The organism is Microcoleus sp. F4-D5 (genome assembly GCF_036704885.1).
Classification (GTDB): domain Bacteria; phylum Cyanobacteriota; class Cyanobacteriia; order Cyanobacteriales; family Microcoleaceae; genus Microcoleus.
The window spans coordinates 135,438-152,809 of the sequence record NZ_JAUBSX010000001.1; the positions used below are offsets into that span (position 1 = coordinate 135,438).

General features: G+C 46.7%; 10 protein-coding genes. 8 read left to right on the plus strand and 2 right to left on the minus strand.

Translation table 11 applies throughout. From position 1 onward, the window contains the following. Window positions 1–162 precede the first annotated feature (162 nt). The 5 genes from QUA80_RS00640 (at window position 163) to QUA80_RS00660 (ending at window position 6,110) form a co-directional block, all read left to right on the plus strand. On the plus strand, window positions 163–1,941 hold the full coding sequence (locus tag QUA80_RS00640) for an ABC-ATPase domain-containing protein (protein ID WP_333420412.1): 1,779 nt from the start codon (window positions 163–165) through the stop codon (window positions 1,939–1,941). A 75-nt stretch (window positions 1,942–2,016) separates the two neighbouring features. Then, window positions 2,017–4,377 (plus strand): ATP-binding cassette domain-containing protein, encoded by a 2,361-nt coding sequence (locus QUA80_RS00645; RefSeq protein WP_333420414.1) that lies wholly within the window; start codon window positions 2,017–2,019, stop codon window positions 4,375–4,377. A 59-nt stretch (window positions 4,378–4,436) separates the two neighbouring features. Next, window positions 4,437–4,919, plus strand: coding sequence for an SRPBCC family protein (locus QUA80_RS00650; protein ID WP_333420416.1), 483 nt, complete (start codon window positions 4,437–4,439; stop codon window positions 4,917–4,919). A 5-nt stretch (window positions 4,920–4,924) separates the two neighbouring features. Further along, window positions 4,925–5,374: an EVE domain-containing protein gene (locus QUA80_RS00655; protein WP_333420417.1), complete on the plus strand. Its 450-nt coding sequence runs from the start codon at window positions 4,925–4,927 to the stop codon at window positions 5,372–5,374. A 148-nt stretch (window positions 5,375–5,522) separates the two neighbouring features. Then, window positions 5,523–6,110, plus strand: coding sequence for an REP-associated tyrosine transposase (locus QUA80_RS00660; protein WP_333420419.1), 588 nt, complete (start codon window positions 5,523–5,525; stop codon window positions 6,108–6,110). Between the two features lie 353 nt (window positions 6,111–6,463). On the opposite strand, the gene QUA80_RS00665 is transcribed toward QUA80_RS00660, so the two are convergent. Further along, the gene (locus QUA80_RS00665) at window positions 6,464–7,504 is read right to left on the minus strand and encodes a glucokinase (RefSeq protein ID WP_333420421.1); all 1,041 of its coding nucleotides are present in this window, start codon (window positions 7,502–7,504) and stop codon (window positions 6,464–6,466) included. Window positions 7,505–7,539: 35 nt separating this feature from the next. After that, a complete protein-coding gene (locus QUA80_RS00670) occupies window positions 7,540–9,600 on the minus strand; it encodes an amylo-alpha-1,6-glucosidase (protein WP_333420423.1) in 2,061 nt (686 codons plus the stop codon). Between the two features lie 317 nt (window positions 9,601–9,917). Here QUA80_RS00670 and treZ point away from each other — a divergent pair, with 317 nt between their 5' ends. The 3 genes from treZ to dnaK all read left to right on the plus strand — a co-directional run bounded on the left by treZ (window position 9,918) and on the right by dnaK (window position 17,233). Further along, window positions 9,918–11,747: a malto-oligosyltrehalose trehalohydrolase gene (gene treZ / locus QUA80_RS00675; protein WP_333420425.1), complete on the plus strand. Its 1,830-nt coding sequence runs from the start codon at window positions 9,918–9,920 to the stop codon at window positions 11,745–11,747. 241 nt (window positions 11,748–11,988) lie between these two features. After that, a complete protein-coding gene (gene treY / locus QUA80_RS00680; RefSeq protein ID WP_333420427.1) occupies window positions 11,989–14,784 on the plus strand; it encodes a malto-oligosyltrehalose synthase in 2,796 nt (931 codons plus the stop codon). Between the two features lie 541 nt (window positions 14,785–15,325). After that, complete coding sequence (gene dnaK, locus QUA80_RS00685) at window positions 15,326–17,233, plus strand: molecular chaperone DnaK (RefSeq protein WP_333420428.1); 1,908 nt, start codon at window positions 15,326–15,328, stop codon at window positions 17,231–17,233. Window positions 17,234–17,372 lie beyond the last annotated feature (139 nt).

Here is a 17,372-nt window from a genome sequence, read left to right on the forward strand (position 1 = left end):
TAGCAAGAGTGAAATCGGTTCCCAGGCAGAACCTGGGAACCAGCTAAAACCAGATAAATCACAAATAAAGCGAGGCATAGCAAGAGTGAAATCGGTTCCCAGGCAGAACCTGGGAACCAGCTAAAACCAGCTAAATAACTAATAACAAATAACTAATAATAAATGAATAATAAAGAAAGCCTGCAACGGCATTTACTGCAACTCGACAATCGAGGGTACAAAGCCTACAAAGACATTCAAGGTAGTTACGACTTTTCAGATTTCAGATTAATTATTGATTACGTGCAGGGAGATCCGTTTGCTTCTCCCAGTAAATTTAGAGTCAGAGTTCCGCCAAACATTGCTCAAATTCCCCGCGAACTTTTCAACTCTCGCAGTCGAGAAATAGCCTTGCGAGATTACCTAACTCGCCAGTTTGACAAAGCAGCACACAGCATCAGCAGCAAGCGCGGCACAGGAAAAAGTGGTTTGATTGCAGTGACTCGCTTCGGACAAGAAGTTTTAGAGCGAACTTCTGCGTTTATTACCCCCCCAAACACCCCTTACCAAGGGGGGGAGAAAATCTCTATATCCCTCCCTTACCAAGGGGGGGAATTAGGGGGGGTAGAACTGCGATTTATCGTCGGACTTCCAGCGGGAGGGCGCAGTATCTTAGGGCGACAAGCTGCTGAAATGCTGTGCGAAGATATCCCGGAAATTGTCAGCAAATCTCTGAAGTATGCTAACTTAAATGCTGCGGAATGTCGCCGTCACGTTGAAACTGTAGAAGATGCTGACTGGCTGCGGGAACAGTTAGCTGAAAAAGGATTAGTTGCGTTTGTGGCTGACGGTTCTATTTTGCCCCGCCGCAGCGGTGTTGACAACAGTCCTTTGTTAAATAATGCTGTGGCTTTTCAGTCGCCGCCGTCGTTAAAAGTTGAGTTTAATTGTCCGAATCGCGGTTTGATTTCCGGTATGGGTATTCCCGCTGGCATTACTTTGATTGTTGGGGGCGGCTATCACGGCAAATCAACTTTACTCAGGGCGATAGAGTTGGGAGTTTACAACCGAATTCCGGGAGACGGTCGGGAATTTGTGGTTACTAATCCGGCGGCGGTTAAAATTAGGGCGGAAGATGGCAGAAGTGTGGCGGGAGTTGATATTTCGCCTTTTATTAACCACTTGCCGCAAGGTAGAGATACTGCACAATTTTATACTGAAAATGCGAGCGGCAGCACGTCGCAAGCTGCTAATATTATTGAGGCTTTGGAAGTGGGGAGAATGCCTGTTTTATTGGTGGATGAGGATACGGCGGCGACGAATTTCATGATTCGCGATCGCCGAATGCAAGAACTCATCGCTAAGGATAAGGAACCGATTACACCGTTTATTGATAAAGTTAGACAATTGTATGCGGATTATGGCGTATCGACTATTTTAGTCATGGGGGGAAGCGGCGATTATTTTGATGTGGCGGATACTGTGATTGCAATGGAAAATTTTCAAGCAGATCACGTGACAGAAAAAGCTAAAGAAATTGCTAAAAGTTACTCGATTAGCCGCGCTGCTGAAGGGGGAGAAAATTTTGGTAATATCTCTCAAAGAGTGCCGGTTCCTGCTAGTTTAGATCCGAGTCGGGGACGGCGAGATGTGCGGGTGAAGGCGCGAGATGTTGATGAATTGGCTTTCGGAACAGAGGAGATTGATTTGGGTGCAGTTGAGCAAATTGTGGACACCGGACAGTTAAGGGCGATCGCTGCGGCAATGGTTTATGCTAAGCAGCAATACATGGACGGAAAACGCACTTTGTCAGAAATCATAGATTTGGTGATGGCAGATATTGACGCGCGGGGGATGGATATTTTATCGCCTTTTCCTGAAGGCGATTTTGCCATGTTTCGAGGGTTTGAATTGGCGGCGGCAATTAATCGGCTTCGCAGTTTGTCCGTTGTTGCTAAGTAGACTTGCTTAATATAAGTATTGTTGTCCTACTTTTGATATGCTGACAAAAGTGAGTGCAAAAACCGCGATTGAAGTATGACAGGCAATATCGGACAACTGACTGCTTTAAGCGATCGCCCGTATATAGTATTAAGCAATCAAGGGGAGGTTTTACAGTTAGAGTTAAAACAGCAGCAGCACGTATTGGGGCGCGATCGCACTCGTGCTGATTTAGTCATTCCCGAAGCTTGGCGCGCAGTTTCCGGCGTTCACAGTGTTTTGCGCCAAATTGGGGATAATTACTGGATTTACGACGGTGACGGGCAGCGGCCCAGCACTAATGGCTTATTTGTCGATCGCACTCGCATCACTCCCAATGACGGTTATTGTCTGAAAGACGGTACAGAAATTAAAATCGGTCTCGATCCTCAAAATCAAGTTTTGCTGACTTATTTTAATCCGCTGGCGAATCAGGTTGCTGTCCCTAGCAAGCAGTCAATTCCTCTTAAGAATCGATCGGTTTTGTTGGGCCGCGATCCAAACGCTTCGCTGCAATTAGATGCGCCGCTTGTTTCTAGACGCCACGCTACAATCGACCAAGACAGTCGCGGTAATTATATTTTGCGAGACTACAGCGTTAACGGCGTTTTTGTTAACGGTCAGCGAGTGACAAATTCTGTACAGTTGTCCGAGGGAGATGCAATTCGGATCGGCCCGTTTACTCTAACTTACCGCAGCGGTGAGTTGCAGATGCAAGACTCCGGCCATCAAATTCGTTTGGATGCTGACAGTCTGGTGATTCCGAAGCGTTTGGATAACATTACTTTGGCGATCGAACCGGGGCAGTTTGTGGCTTTAGTCGGCGGTAGCGGTGCGGGTAAATCTACTTTAATGCGGACGCTTTTAGGCATCGAAAAAACTACTAACGGCGCTGTGTTTCTCAACGGCGACAACCTGCGCCAAAACTTCAATATTTACCGCAATCAAATCGGTTACGTGCCTCAAGATGATATTGTGCACGCAGATTTAACGGTAGAAGAAGTCTTGAGTTATGCAGCTAAACTGCGCTTACCTCCCGATACAGATGTCAAGCAGGTAGTCGCAAAAACTTTAGAAGATATTGAAATGACTCACCGCCGCAAGGCTTTAGTAAAACAGCTTAGCGGCGGACAGCGGAAGCGGGTCAGTATTGGAGTCGAACTGTTAGCAGACCCGAAACTTTTCTTTTTAGACGAACCTACTTCAGGACTCGATCCGGGTTTGGATAAGAAGATGATGCAACTGCTGCGAAAGTTGGCAAATCAAGGCCGGACGGTGATTCTGGTGACTCACGCGACGGCAAATATCACGATGTGCGATCGGATCGTTTTTATGGGTCGCGGCGGACGCCTTTGTTACTTCGGCCCGCCTAGGGAAGCCCTCGATTTTTTCGATGTCAAAACTGGCGATTTTGCAGACATTTACAACGAATTAGAAACAGGAGAAACCAACGTTCAAAGCTGGGCAGAAAAGTTTAATAAATCTCTCTACTATCAGCGCTATATTGTCAACCACTTCAGCACAGGCAACGCTAATGCAAAAACGCCTTCCTCACCTTCTGTCCCCAAATCTCAATCTTTTGTAAAACAACTGGTTTTGCTCGCCCAGCGCTATTTTCAGCTTATTTCCCGCGACTTAGTTAACTTGAGTTTGGCTCTTTTGACAGCGCCGATAGGCATTAGTTTGCTGCGGCTAGCCGTCAGAGATAAAGACCCGTTAATTGGAGCACCAGAGGCAACTTTAGCACCTTTGGCGTTGCGAGTTTTGTTTGTATTTACCTGTGCGGCGATTTGGGTAGGACTGGCAACTTCTCTGCAAGAAATTGTCAAAGAATCTGCTATTTATCTGCGCGAACGTTTGGTTAATTTAGGATTGTTTGCTTATTTGGGTTCAAAGTTTTTCATACTTTCTGGTTTGGCAGTATTGCAAACGCTGTTAATGGTAGGAGTTATTCTGAGTGCGTTTAAATCCCCCGAACCGAGTTTTATTTCCTGGCCTGTGGGAGCAAGTATTACCACATTCCTAACTTTGATGAGCTGCATAAGTCTCGGATTATTCGTTTCCGCGATTGTTAAAAATGGCTCTCAAGCTAACAGCGCTTTGCCTCTATTATTGCTGCCTCAGATTATTTTTTCGGGAGTTTTGTTTAAGATGGAAGGTGCGGCGAGCAAGTTTTCTTGGCTGATGTTAAGCCGCTGGTCTGTGGGTGCTTACGGCTCTTTAGTTAATGTGAATGGGATGGTTCCCGCGCCTACTACATTACCGGACGGGAGTACGCTTCCTCAGCCGTTTGAGCCTACTCCTGTTTACGATCCAACCTGGGAAAATTTGAGTTTAAATTGGGGTATTTTGTGCGTGCATATTTTCGTTTATTTGATGTTGACTCTGTGGTTGCAGAAGCGGAAGGATATTTTATAATTAAAATTACGCCTTTTTCACTCATAGTTTATTATAAAATCAGATCGTAGGAGAGATAAGTGTTAGTTAAAACCAACGCATTAGTAGAAATCGCTGCATCGCCTGAAGTAGTCTTTGATTTTGTTACGTCCCTGTCAAATCTGCCCAAAGTCTTTCGCGGATATGGCCCAATTCCAGCAATTATTAAAGCTGAGATGGCAGATGGTGGAGAGATGCGTGAAGGCGGCGTGCGGCGGATAGAAAATTCCGACACTTCGGTTATTGATGAAGAAATCATTACTTTCAAAAAGCCAGAAAGACAAACCTACCGACTGGTTAGAGGGTTTAAGTTTCCGATTTCTCTACTCATTGAGTCTGGTGGCGGAGATTGGAATTTCACTCCTACAGCAAAGGGAACTCGGATTGATTGGGAGTTTTATTTTATGCTGACTTCTCCGGTATTCTATCCGCTTGGGTGGTTGCTAGTTCAGGTTTTTATGCAAAAAGCTATGCAGCAGTGTTTAGATAATATTCAAGAATATTTGGCTAACCCAAGCGAATAGATTGTATGAATTATTGGCTAATGAAGTCGGAACCAGATGTTTACAGTATTGCGGATTTGAAGGGCGATCGCACTTGTACTTGGGATGGCGTTCGCAACTATCAAGCGCGCAATTTCCTGCGAGAAATGATTCGGGGAGATTTAGTATTTTTTTACCATTCTAATACTAAAATTCCGGGAATTGTCGGGTTGGTGCGCGTCGTTGAAACTGGAATTGCTGACCCAACTCAGTTCGATGTTAATAGCGAATATTATGATGCTAAATCGCAGTTTGATGCTCCTCGCTGGCAAACTGTGAAAGTAGAGTTTGTTGAGGAGTTTGCTAAGTTAATATCTTTGGATGAACTGAAACAAAAGTTTAGTGCTGATGAGATTTTGCTGGTGAGGAAAGGCAATCGGTTATCGGTGATGCCGGTGTCTGAAGCTGCTGCCCAGAAGATTTTGAATATGAGATAAACTGTGGCAATTTAACCTGCATATTTGGGGCGGGCAAGATGCCCACCCCACAAAAATTTAAAGACTTTAGGAAAATGAGCTGTAAGGGTATTGGCATCTTGCCTGATGAAGGCTATTTTAGATTAAGTTGCGGTTGTGCTTAGTCATAATGATTCGCGGAAATTTGAGTGAGGCCAGCAATCAGGATCTGGGCGGGGAAGATGCCCGCCCCACAGGTCAATATCAGCTTTTTGTGGGACAGGCTTCTAGTCTGCAAATTAAAGTCAGAGATGCTCAATTAAAAGTTACTTACAGAAATTTACCTCATTGGGAGTTAGAAGGAGCGGTCTATTTCATCACTTTTAATACTTGGGAAAAGCTGGAATTAACTCCGGCTGCGAGGCAAGTTGTCGTCAATGCTTGCAAGTTTTTTGATAGGCAAAGGTATCAAATCTTTTGCTTAGTTGTAATGCCAGATCGTGTGCATATGCTAATGCAGCCTTTAGCAAAGTCGGATTATAAATTCTGGTCGCTCAGCAGCATTCTGCACAGTATTAAAAGCTACAGTTCTAAACAAATTCCCAAGGTGATGAAGCATATTGGTACTGTTTGGCAGGATGAGCGACATGACCATATTGTCAGAGATGAACGAGAATTTCAGGTTTTTTGGGAATATATTAGGCAAAATCCTGTCAAAGCTGGTCTTTCAGTGACTCCAGAGGAATATCCTTTTTTCTGGCAAATGTATGAAGTTTAGCTTCTGCTGAATTTCTTGTGGGGTGGGCATCTTGCCCGCCCAAGCTTCAGTCACAGGCAAGATGCCTGTGCCACAAGGATTTCACAGGCAAGATGCCTGTGCCACAAGGATTTCACAGGCAAGATGCCTGTGCCACAAAGGTTTCACAGGCAAGATGCCTGTGCCACAAAGATTCTTGTGGGGTGGGCTTCTAGCTCGCCCCAAATATTTGCACAGGCAAGATGCCTGTGCCACAAAGATTCTTGTGGGGTGGGCATCTTGCCCGCCCCAAATATTTGCACAGGCAAGATGCCTGTGCCACAAAAATTCTTGTGGGGTGGGCTTCTAGCCCGCCCAAACTATTTAAAATTATCCTAAAGACCGGCCGCACAAACTGCGGCTCCAATTAACCCTACATTGGGATTCAAAACCAATCGAACAGGCATCATTTCTAACAGGGAATCCATCCGGCCTTTGTGCGTAAAAGCTCGCATAAAACCCCCTTCTTGAATCAGCGGCAAAATTTTAGCAGCGATGCCGCCAGCTACGTACAAACCGCCGTAAGGTAAAAGTGATACAGCCATATTTCCCGCCACCGCACCGTAAGCTTCTACAAACATTTGCATTGTTTGTTCCGAAAGCCGATCGCACTTTTTGAGTGCCGCCTGTGCAATTGTCGCCCCCGGATCGACAGTCTTCTCGCTTTTACCGATTTCTGACTCCCATTTTCTGATAACTTCCCCTACCTCCGGCGATTCAGGAGCGAACTTTCTGTCCCGCAAAAACTGGTAAATTGAAACAATCCCTTGTCCCGAAACTACACGCTCGATCGATATTCTTTGAATGTCGTGTTTTGCTAACAAATATTTCAGCAATTCAAACTCCAACTCCGAGCGAGGTGCAAAGTCACCGTGTCCCCCTTCCGAAGAAAAAACTCTGATGCCATTTGCCTCGGGAATTGCAAAACAATTTCCCAAACCAGTACCCGCACCAATCACAGCAATTGGATCGTATTCGCGGGGTTTTCCTACTTGCAAAGTGTGCAAATCTCGATCGTCCAAACCCCAAACGCCGTAGCCAACCGCAACAAAATCATTAATTAAACTGACGCGGGATATTCCTAATTCTTGTTCCAGACGCTTCGCTTCTAGCATCCAAGGCAAATTAGTCAGTTTTGCAGTATTGTTAACCACCGGGCCTGCGATCGCAAAACAAGCTTTTTCAGGTTGTGGTGTCAAATTCAACTTAGTAGCAGCTTCCGTCAAAAACTGCCGCACCATCGGTACTAAATCAGGGAACTCTCCGCTCGGATAGCGAAACTCGTAAAGAGCGTTCATTTCACCGTTAACATTCCTTTCCACCAAGCGCAAAATTGTCTTAGTTCCGCCAATATCGCCCGCTAATAATAATGTCATAAACCTCCTATTCAACCCAACATAACATTCCCCATTTAAACACCCACAGTATTAATTGCCAACCAAGCCCGCAGCACCTCAGCCACAGTCCAAGCTTGAGCCGTGCAGCCCCGCGGCGAGTGGGGGGCGTCGCCCTCAAAAATTTCGCTCAGACTGCCAACCCCGCAGGCTCTTATATGATGTGCCATGGGTTCGAGGAATTCGATCGCTTGTGCTGGGTTTTTGTATACGTGCAAGTGCGCCAAGACAAACGGGCCAATCAGCCAGCCCCAAACTGTGCCCTGGTGGTAGGCGCCGTCGCGCTGCAATTGGTCGCCTCCGTATGCGCCGCGATACTGGGGGTGCTGCGGCGAGAGGCTGCGGAGGCCGACAGAAGTCAGAAGCCCTTCAGCGCAGGCGTCCACCACGCCCCGCTGCTGGATGGGCGTCAGTAACGGTGTATACCGGGTTTGCTTGTGCATCCCCGCTGACAAGGAGTTGGCCCAGTGAGGAGGAATCGAGTCTAGGGGCAAGGATACGGCGAATATTTGGTTGGGCCGCAGGGAACTATCGTGTCCGTCTGGGCCGTCGAGAACGTCGTAACAGTAACCGGTTGAGGCGTTCCAGAAGCGAGGAAATCCGGCTGCTGTTCGATCGCCCAATTGCTGGTATTCATTGTGAGGCTTGCCCAGTTTTCGAGCAAAACTTGCCATAGCTTGTACAGCATTGTACCAAAGCGCGCTGAGTTCGATCGGCTTACCAATCCGGGGCGTCACCACCCAATCGCCGATTTTCGCGTCCATCCAAGTCAGTTGCACTCCCTTCTCGCCCGCGTAGATTAAACCGTCATCGGGATCGACGCGGATGTTATACCGAGTTCCCCTTACGTGCCAATCAACAATCTCACGTAAAGTAGGCCAGAGTTCGCTCAAAAGTCGATCGTCCCCCGTGGCATCGATATAAGCGCGAATTGCCTCAAAGTACCACAGAGTGGCGTCTGCGGTGTTGTATTCCGGTGCGCCGCCCGCATCCGGAAAGCGGTTCGGCAGCATCCCCCGATCGACATACCGAGCAAATGTCCGCAAAATCGATCGCGCAATTTCCCATCGCCCGGTACAGATTGTGAGACCTGGCAGGGCGATCGTCGTGTCGCGCCCCCAGTCGCTGAACCAGGGATATCCGGCGATGATCGTTTTGCCTTCGGGTTCCTCCGGTAGCGGGCGGCTGACGATAAATTGGTCGGCGGCGAGCACTAAGCGATCGATCCAGTCGGGAGATTCGCTCACCTTTGACCAGTTTTGCAGCAGTTGTCGGTCATAAGTGCGACGCCTTTCTAAAGCTGTACCGCCGTTGAGTTCGGTATTTTTCTCGGTGCTCGCTATCAATGTGAGAGAACTTCCCGGTGCGATCGTCATGTGAAAAGTCGCCGCGTGCAAGTGATCCTCGCAGCAATCCAATCCGCGGCGCTTTTCGGCTGCTAGATCCAATCCGTAATGCCAATTGTATAAGGGCGCAGAGACTCGAAATTTGGCCTCTGGTGTGGCATCTGTCAGCAGGTACAGGGGTGCAGCCTTGGGAAATGGAGTCACGCAAACCCCGCTTTCCAAGGTTTCTAAGCTCATCTGCCAGTCGCCGGCGCTCGTCGTGTGGTGGTAGTCGCGGTAGTTGACTAGGGCTTTGACAGCGAGGGCGATCGGTTGTGAGGCGCGGTGCAGGCGGTATTGAATATATGTTGTGTTAGCACCTTGCTGCATCCAAATCCGCTTTTCCAGGATAGCGTCGGCGAGAGCAAACCTCCAAACAGGTGTAGTGCCTTCTAGGTGAAAGCTTTCGACGTATTTGTAGCCGTGGGGTTCCATCGTCGCGTCGGCCCAGCGGTTTGTATAAAGCGGATAGGGGCGATCGCGATACACAGCCGTCTCGTCTAGCTTGGCGAGCATCAAAGTGCGCCCCAGCGGGGGTTTGAGGGCGGCTACCAGCAGGCCGTGATAGCGGCGGGTGAGGAGATTGGCGATCGTCCCGCTAGCGTAACCGCCGATCCCGTTTGTGACCAACCACTCGCGAGACTCCGCCGAGTCGAGATTGCAGCAGATTTCCCGTCCAAAAGCAATAGTCATAAAGTTCACACTCCGGCTGATTTTTGATCTACCTTGAGGTAGATTTTCGACATGATATCAACAAGAAAGATTAACCCCTGCCGCCAGCTAATTTGGCGATCGCCTTCGTGCAGATTCATGTTCTAATTTAGACATAACCAACCGCTACTTTTGCCCAATACACAATTCTAGCCTTTGATGGCTCTATCTAAAGTTAGTTGTTTCTTATATTAAGTAATATTACCGTCTAAACAGGCGCTGAACGTTAAGGGCAAAGGATTTGATAGCGCGTCGGGCGATCGAACTACCAACCTATTTTATAAGGAGAACAACTCAAAGTGAAGATAGGAGCAAATTATCTCGGCAACAACCAATGTAAATTTACCGTTTGGGCGCCCACAATCCAACAAATAGCTGTCCAAATAGTTTCCCCAAAAAAACGCCTGATACCCATGCAACCATCCGCAGAAGGTTATTGGGAAACCACAGCTACAGACATCGAACCAGGAACCCTTTACACCTACCAAATCGAAGGAAAAACTGACCGACCAGACCCAGCCTCAAAATATCAACCCCAAGGAGTACACGCTCCGTCGCAAGTAATAGATCAAAATATTTTTACTTGGACTGATACAAGTTGGCAAGGCGTGCCGCTACCCGAAATGATTATCTACGAACTGCACGTCGGCACATTCACCCAAGCCGGAACATTTGAAGCAATAATTCCCCAACTCAAACAACTTAAAGAATTGGGAATCAACGCCATCGAAATAATGCCAGTAGCCCAATTCCCCGGCGAGCGAAACTGGGGATACGACGGCGTATATCCCTACGCCGTCCAAAACTCCTACGGCGGCCCCGAAGGCTTCAAAAAACTTGTCAACGCCTGCCACGAACACGGTATCTCAGTAATTCTAGATGTAGTTTACAACCACCTCGGTCCCGAAGGAAACTACCTCCGCGAATTTGGCCCTTACTTTACATCAAAATACGGCTCGATTTGGGGAGACCCCCTAAACTTCGACGACGCCTACAGCGACGGCGTGCGCAACTATTTTCTTGAAAACGCCCTCTACTGGTTTCGAGACTATCACATCGACGCTCTAAGACTAGACGCAATTCAAGCAATATTTGAAGTAGGTGCAAGACCATTTTTGCAAGAACTTTCTGATGCCACCGCCGAAATTTCTCAAGAGGTAGGAAGGCAGCTTTACTTAATAGCCGAAAGTGACTTAAACGATGTCCGCACTATACGTCCCAAAGAACTCGGCGGCTTCGGACTAGACGCCCAATGGTGCGATGACTTCCACCACGCACTCCACGCCTTGCTAACCGGAGAAGACGACCGATACTACCAAGATTTCGGCAAGTGCGAACACTTAGAAAAAGCCTTCAAAGAAAGCTTTGTTTACTCGGGCCAGTACGCCCCCCACAGAAAGCGGAGACACGGCAATTCAGTCAAGGATGAACCCGGTCATAAATTTCTGGTATTTTCCCAAACTCACGATCAAATCGGCAACCGGATTTTGGGAGACAGACTCTCGAAAATAGTTGACTTTGAAGGATTGAAACTCGCCGCCGGCACAGTCTTAATTTCTCCCTACATTCCCTTCTTTTTTATGGGAGAAGAATACGGAGAAGAAGCCCCGTTTTTGTACTTTGTATCCCACTCAGATGCTAACTTAATTGAAGCTATCCGCAAAGACAAACAACAAGAATTTAAAATCTTTGAAGGCAGAGGCGAGTTTCAAGACCCCCAAAGTCCTGAGAGTTTCGATAAGTGCAAGTTAAACTGGGAAAAACAAACAGAAGGCAAACACAAAATCCTCTGGGAATGGCACCAACATCTGATTCAACTGCGGCGGACAATACCTGCCCTTAAAAAACTCGACAAAAACAATCTCGAAGTGTCCAGCATTGAAGCGGAAAAAATCTTATTTCTACGTCGCTGGACAGATGACAGCCAGATATTCTGCATTCTAAACTTCAACAGGCAAGACGTAGCTTTTACGGCTGCACTTCCCCAAGGCAACTGGAACAAAATTTTAGACTCTGCTGATGAAAAATGGATGGGTTCAGGTTCTAGCTTGCCTGAAAAGATAAATTCACAGCAAGAATTGACAGTTAAACCCCAGAGTTTCGCACTCTACGAAATAATACAGAAATAGTAGGTTGGGCGGAGCGAAGCGTAGGGTTCGCTCCCGCTCAACACAACAACTGATTTTAGATGGGCGATTTGAGATTTTAGATGGGAGCAAAAATCTCAAATTTCAAATATCAAATCTCACTAAAATCTCCAGTTGATGACGTTGGGCGGAGTGAAACCGAGAGTTCGTTCTCCACCCAACCTACTCTTTCTAATTTAACACAACAAATCGCACCAACTAACTACTTAGGAGTAAAATTAAGATGAGAATTCCCACAACAACTTATCGGATTCAATTTCATGGAGGTTTTAACTTTGAAGCAGCCAAACAAATTCTCAACTATCTAGAAGATTTAGGAATTACCGACATTTACGCTTCACCGATATTTAAAGCCAGAAAAGGCAGCTCTCACGGATACGATGTCGTGGACTCAAATCAGCTCAATCCTGAATTAGGAACATCAGAAAACTTTGAAGCGCTCGCATACGAAATCAATAAACGGAATATGGGATGGCTGCAAGATATTGTCCCCAACCACATGGCTTACGACACTCAAAACTTGCTGCTGTTAGACGTATTGGAACACGGCCCGGATTCCGACTATTTCGATTACTTCGATATTGAATGGAATCACGCTTACGAACATCTCAGGGGTCGAGTGCTGGCTCCGCTGCTGGGCAATTTTTATGGAGAGTGTCTTGAAAATGGCGAGATTCAACTCAAATACAGCGAAATTGGGCTAACTATCAATTATTATAGCTTACAATTGCCAGTTAAAATTGAATCTTATGCTAAATTTATCAGCCATAATTTGGGGCATTTAGCCAGGGAATTAGGCAGACGCCATCCAGATTTTATCAAGTTTTTGGGAATTCTTTATTTGATTAAAAATACCTCTTCAGAAACTAAAGGTAAAGCCAGATACGATCAGATAGCTTTTGTCAAAGGACTGCTGTGGGAACTCTACAATCAAAATCCCCTGGTGCAGGAATTTATCGATGAAAATATCAAGTTTTTTAACGGAGAAAAAGGCAATGCCGAAAGTTTTAATTTGCTGGACGATTTGCTTTCCGAGCAGTTTTACCGTCTGTCATTCTGGAAAGTGGGGGCAGAAGAAATTAACTACCGACGGTTTTTTACAGTCAACGAACTTATTTCGGTAAAAGTTGAAGAGATTAAAGTTTTTCACAAAAACCACGAGCTGATATTCGACCTGGTTGCAGATGGAAAGTTTACCGGACTGAGAATCGACCACATCGACGGACTGTATGACCCCACAGAATATTTGAAACGGCTGCGGGAAAGGGCAGGAGACACTTACATTACTGTTGAAAAAATTCTGGAACACGAAGAAGATTTGCCGTCATATTGGCCGATTCAGGGAACTAGCGGCTACGACTTTTTGAACTACGTAAACGGCGTTTTTTGTCGGTGCGATCGCGAACAGCAATTTAGCGAAATATATCAGAGGTTTACTCGCTTGAACGTTCCCTACCAACAGTTATTTTTAGATAAAAAAGGACTGATTGTTGAGAAAAATCTGGCTGGAGATGTAGACAATCTGGCTCAACTTTTGAAAAATATCTCGGGTCAATCCAGACAGGGCAACGACTTTACTCGTCCCGGTTTGGAAAAAGCGTTAGCGGCTGTTTTGACGATTTTTCCAGTCTACCGAACTTACATCAACCAAGACGGCTTGAGAGAGTCCGATCGCACTTACGTAAAATATGCGATCGCCCACGCCAAAGAACAAGTACCGCGACTCCTGAAAGAACTTAAATTTATCGAAACAGTGCTCTTGCTGGAAGAAGAAGAAACCCTAACAACCGAACAAAAAGAGCAGCGCCGGCACTTTGTCATGAAACTCCAGCAGTTGACAGGCCCATTAATGGCAAAAGGCATTGAAGACACGCTTTTATACGTCTACTATCGGCTTTTATCCCTCAACGAAGTCGGAGGAAACCCCAGTCAGTTCGGCGTTTCGCTAGTAGATTTTCACGAGTTCAACCAACAGCAGCAAGCAGCTTGGCCGCACAAAATGAATGCTACAGCTACCCACGATACCAAACGCGGCGAAGATGTGCGAGCCAGAATCAACGTTTTGTCAGAAATTCCCGATGAATGGGAACAGCAAGTCAGGTCTTGGAGAGAGGTAAACTCTTCTAAGAAAGTCAACTTTGTGAATCGAATGGTTCCCGATACTAATGACGAATACTTCCTGTACCAAACTCTGCTAGGCAGTTTTCCCTTTGAAGGAATTGAAAACACTGATTATGTCGATCGCCTGAAAGATTATGTCATTAAAGCTGTCCGCGAAGCCAAAGTTTATACGGCTTGGCTGAGACCGGATAACGACTACGAAGCTGGTTTTATGACCTTTGTCGATAGCGTTCTCGAACCTTCTGAACAAAATCAGTTTCTCAACAAATTTACACCTTTCTGGAAAAAAGTAGCTAATTACGGAATTTTCAATTCTTTATCTCAAACTCTGCTGAAAATCGCGGCTCCGGGCGTTCCCGACATTTATCAAGGGACGGAATTCTGGGATTTAAGCCACGTCGATCCCGATAACCGCCGTCCCGTAGATTTTGAGCGCAGAATCGAGGTTTTGCGGGAAATTAAAGAGCAAGCTCAGACAGATATTTTGCAACTGGTGGAAGATTTGATTGCGACGCGAGAAGACGCTAGAATTAAGTTGTTTTTGACTGCAAGAGCGCTAGAAGCGAGAAAAAAATACTTGCAAGTTTTTCAATCAGGCGATTATCTGCCCCTGCAAGCAGTTGGCACGTTTAAAGATAATATTGTTGCCTTTGCCAGAAGCTTTGGAGAGACTACCGCTATTGTCATTGCTCCCCGGTTTTTGACGGGAATTGTCAAACCGGAAGAAATGCCGATCGGCAAACAAGTCTGGAAAGATACTAATTTGAAATTGTCCGAGCAAATGCCGTCGGTTTGGAAAGATGCGATTACAAATCAGGCGGTAGAAAGTAACGGTACTTTGGCAATTGGTGATGCTCTGAGTTACTTTCCCGCAGCTCTGCTGATCGGTAAAGAATAGCAATTTAAAGCTGGAAAATTCAATAATTATCCGAAATTCCCACGAAGCGGACTTGAGGCTCTCCCTCTACATATTGATTCCCAGCCACAGCCTGGAAGTAAACCGAAAGGGACACGGCAATGCCGTGTCCCTTTTCACAATTGATATTAAACCAGATTTTTTGAAGTCAAAAAACCGATCGCCCCTACCAACCAAACAAAATTCATACAACAAAGACGGCAAATACAACACAACGTATACGGTTTGCCACAATACCCGAATCGATCGTACCCCGTACATTAGGAAGAGTAAAGAAAAGCAGTCAACAACTGTAGCGGCGCAAGGCTCGTGAATGCAACCGTCCCTCAAAAGGTTCGGTAAACACGCCTTCATCCCCCGGTCTAACCGCCCGCAGTATAGAGATAAGCACCCTATCGAAGACTGTATTAAAGCAGGACTCACTATCCGTACACCTCCCAGGTGAAATCGCAGTCCTGAATAACCAGACTATCACACAGATAGAAAACCAAAATTTTGTAGAGATTGGAGCCGGAACACCCCTATGGGAAAAGTAGTTGGAATTGACTTAGGTACGACAAACTCCTGCGTCGCAGTTATGGAAGGCGGCAAACCCACCGTCATAGCCAACGCCGAAGGGGGTCGCACCACACCTTCTGTAGTAGCATATGCTAAAAATGGCGATCAACTTGTCGGACAAATCGCCAAGCGTCAAGCCGTGATGAACGCCGAAAACACCTTTTACTCAGTAAAACGGTTTATCGGGCGTCGGGTTGATGAAGTAGCCCATGAAACCACTGAAGTTTCCTACAAAGTCCTCAAAGTCGGCAACAGCCTCAAACTAGACTGTCCCGCCCGCGGCAAGCAATTTGCCCCAGAAGAAATTTCTGCACAAGTTCTCCGCAAACTGGTAGAAGACGCCAGCAAATACCTCGGCGAAACTGTCACCCAAGCGGTAATTACTGTTCCCGCTTACTTCAACGACTCCCAGCGCCAAGCTACGAAAGACGCTGGTAAAATTGCCGGGATTGAAGTGCTGCGGATTATTAACGAACCTACAGCGGCCGCTTTAGCTTACGGATTAGATAAAAAGAGCAACGAAACCATCCTCGTATTTGACTTAGGTGGCGGTACTTTCGACGTATCTATTCTAGAAGTGGGCGACGGCGTATTTGAAGTGCTAGCAACTTCTGGAGACACTCACCTCGGCGGTGACGACTTCGACAAAAAAATCGTCGATTACATCGCTAACGAATTCCAAAGAGCCGAAGGAATTGACCTCCGCAAAGACAAACAAGCACTGCAACGCCTGACGGAAGCTGCTGAAAAAGCCAAGATTGAGCTTTCGAGCGTTACCCAAGCAGAAATCAACCTGCCGTTTATTACCGCGACTCAAGACGGGCCAAAACACTTGGACACGACTTTGACGCGGGGCAAGTTTGAAGAACTGTGCTCGGATTTGATCGATCGCTCTCGCATCCCCGTAGAAAATGCGATCCGCGACGCTAAATTAGACAAATCTGCAATTAATGAAGTTGTCTTAGTTGGCGGTTCTACACGCATTCCTGCCGTGCAAGAACTGGTCAAAAAAATCCTCGGCAAAGAACCCAACCAAACGGTAAACCCGGATGAAGTGGTAGCAGTCGGTGCAGCAATTCAAGCCGGCGTACTCGCAGGCGAAGTCAAAGACATCCTCTTGCTCGACGTTACTCCGCTATCTCTCGGCGTCGAAACCTTGGGCGGCGTAATGACCAAAATTATTCCCCGCAACACCACTATTCCTACTAAGAAGTCGGAAACTTTCTCGACGGCTGTAGACGGCCAAACAAACGTGGAAATTCACGTTTTGCAAGGCGAACGAGAAATGGCGAATGACAACAAGGATTTGGGAACCTTCCGCTTAGATGGAGTTCCACCTGCCCCCCGTGGCGTACCTCAAATTGAAGTTACTTTCGATATCGATGCTAACGGTATTTTGAATGTAGCTGCTAAGGATAAAGGTACTGGCAAGGAGCAATCGATTAGCATTACTGGTGCTTCTACTTTGCCCAGCAATGAAGTCGAAAAAATGGTCAAGGAAGCCGAGGCGAATGCGGCTGCTGACAAGGAACGTCGCGAAAGGATCGATCGCAAAAACCAAGCTGATTCTTTGGCCTATCAAATTGAGAAGCAGTTGGCAGAACTTGGAGACAAGGTTCCTGCTGCTGACAAGACTAAGGTTGAAGGGTTGATCAAAGACTTGCGCGATGCGATCAACAGTGAAGATGACGATCGCATCAAAACCTTGACAACAGAATTGCAGCAAGCATTCTACGCTGTCAGCAGCAACCTGTACCAGCAAGCAGGCGGCCCGACTGACGGCCCCGGTGGCCCCGGCGGCTACGGAGACGGCGGCCCCACTGGCGGCGGCGACGACGTGATTGACGCCGATTTCACTGAAGGCAACAAATAGCAGGCTAAATTAAAAGCCCGCAGCTAGAAGCAAGAAACCCGGTTTTGAACAGAAACCGGGTTTCTGTGCATTCAAAAACAAACCAAAGCCGATCGCCCAAAATCAGTAAAAATCTGCTTGAAGTATAGTGAAAAAACTT

What these genes read in the sequence shown, in the direction of transcription:
- QUA80_RS00665 (WP_333420421.1), bottom strand. Translation starts at nt 7,504, where the DNA reads ATGACATTATTATTAGCGGGCGATATTGGCGGAACTAAGACAATTTTG.
- QUA80_RS00660 (WP_333420419.1), top strand. Translation starts at nt 5,523, where the DNA reads ATGATTCGCGGAAATTTGAGTGAGGCCAGCAATCAGGATCTGGGCGGG.
- treY (WP_333420427.1), top strand. Translation starts at nt 11,989, where the DNA reads ATGAGAATTCCCACAACAACTTATCGGATTCAATTTCATGGAGGTTTT.
- QUA80_RS00640 (WP_333420412.1), top strand. Translation starts at nt 163, where the DNA reads ATGAATAATAAAGAAAGCCTGCAACGGCATTTACTGCAACTCGACAAT.
- dnaK (WP_333420428.1), top strand. Translation starts at nt 15,326, where the DNA reads ATGGGAAAAGTAGTTGGAATTGACTTAGGTACGACAAACTCCTGCGTC.
- QUA80_RS00670 (WP_333420423.1), bottom strand. Translation starts at nt 9,600, where the DNA reads ATGACTATTGCTTTTGGACGGGAAATCTGCTGCAATCTCGACTCGGCG.
- QUA80_RS00655 (WP_333420417.1), top strand. Translation starts at nt 4,925, where the DNA reads ATGAATTATTGGCTAATGAAGTCGGAACCAGATGTTTACAGTATTGCG.
- QUA80_RS00645 (WP_333420414.1), top strand. Translation starts at nt 2,017, where the DNA reads ATGACAGGCAATATCGGACAACTGACTGCTTTAAGCGATCGCCCGTAT.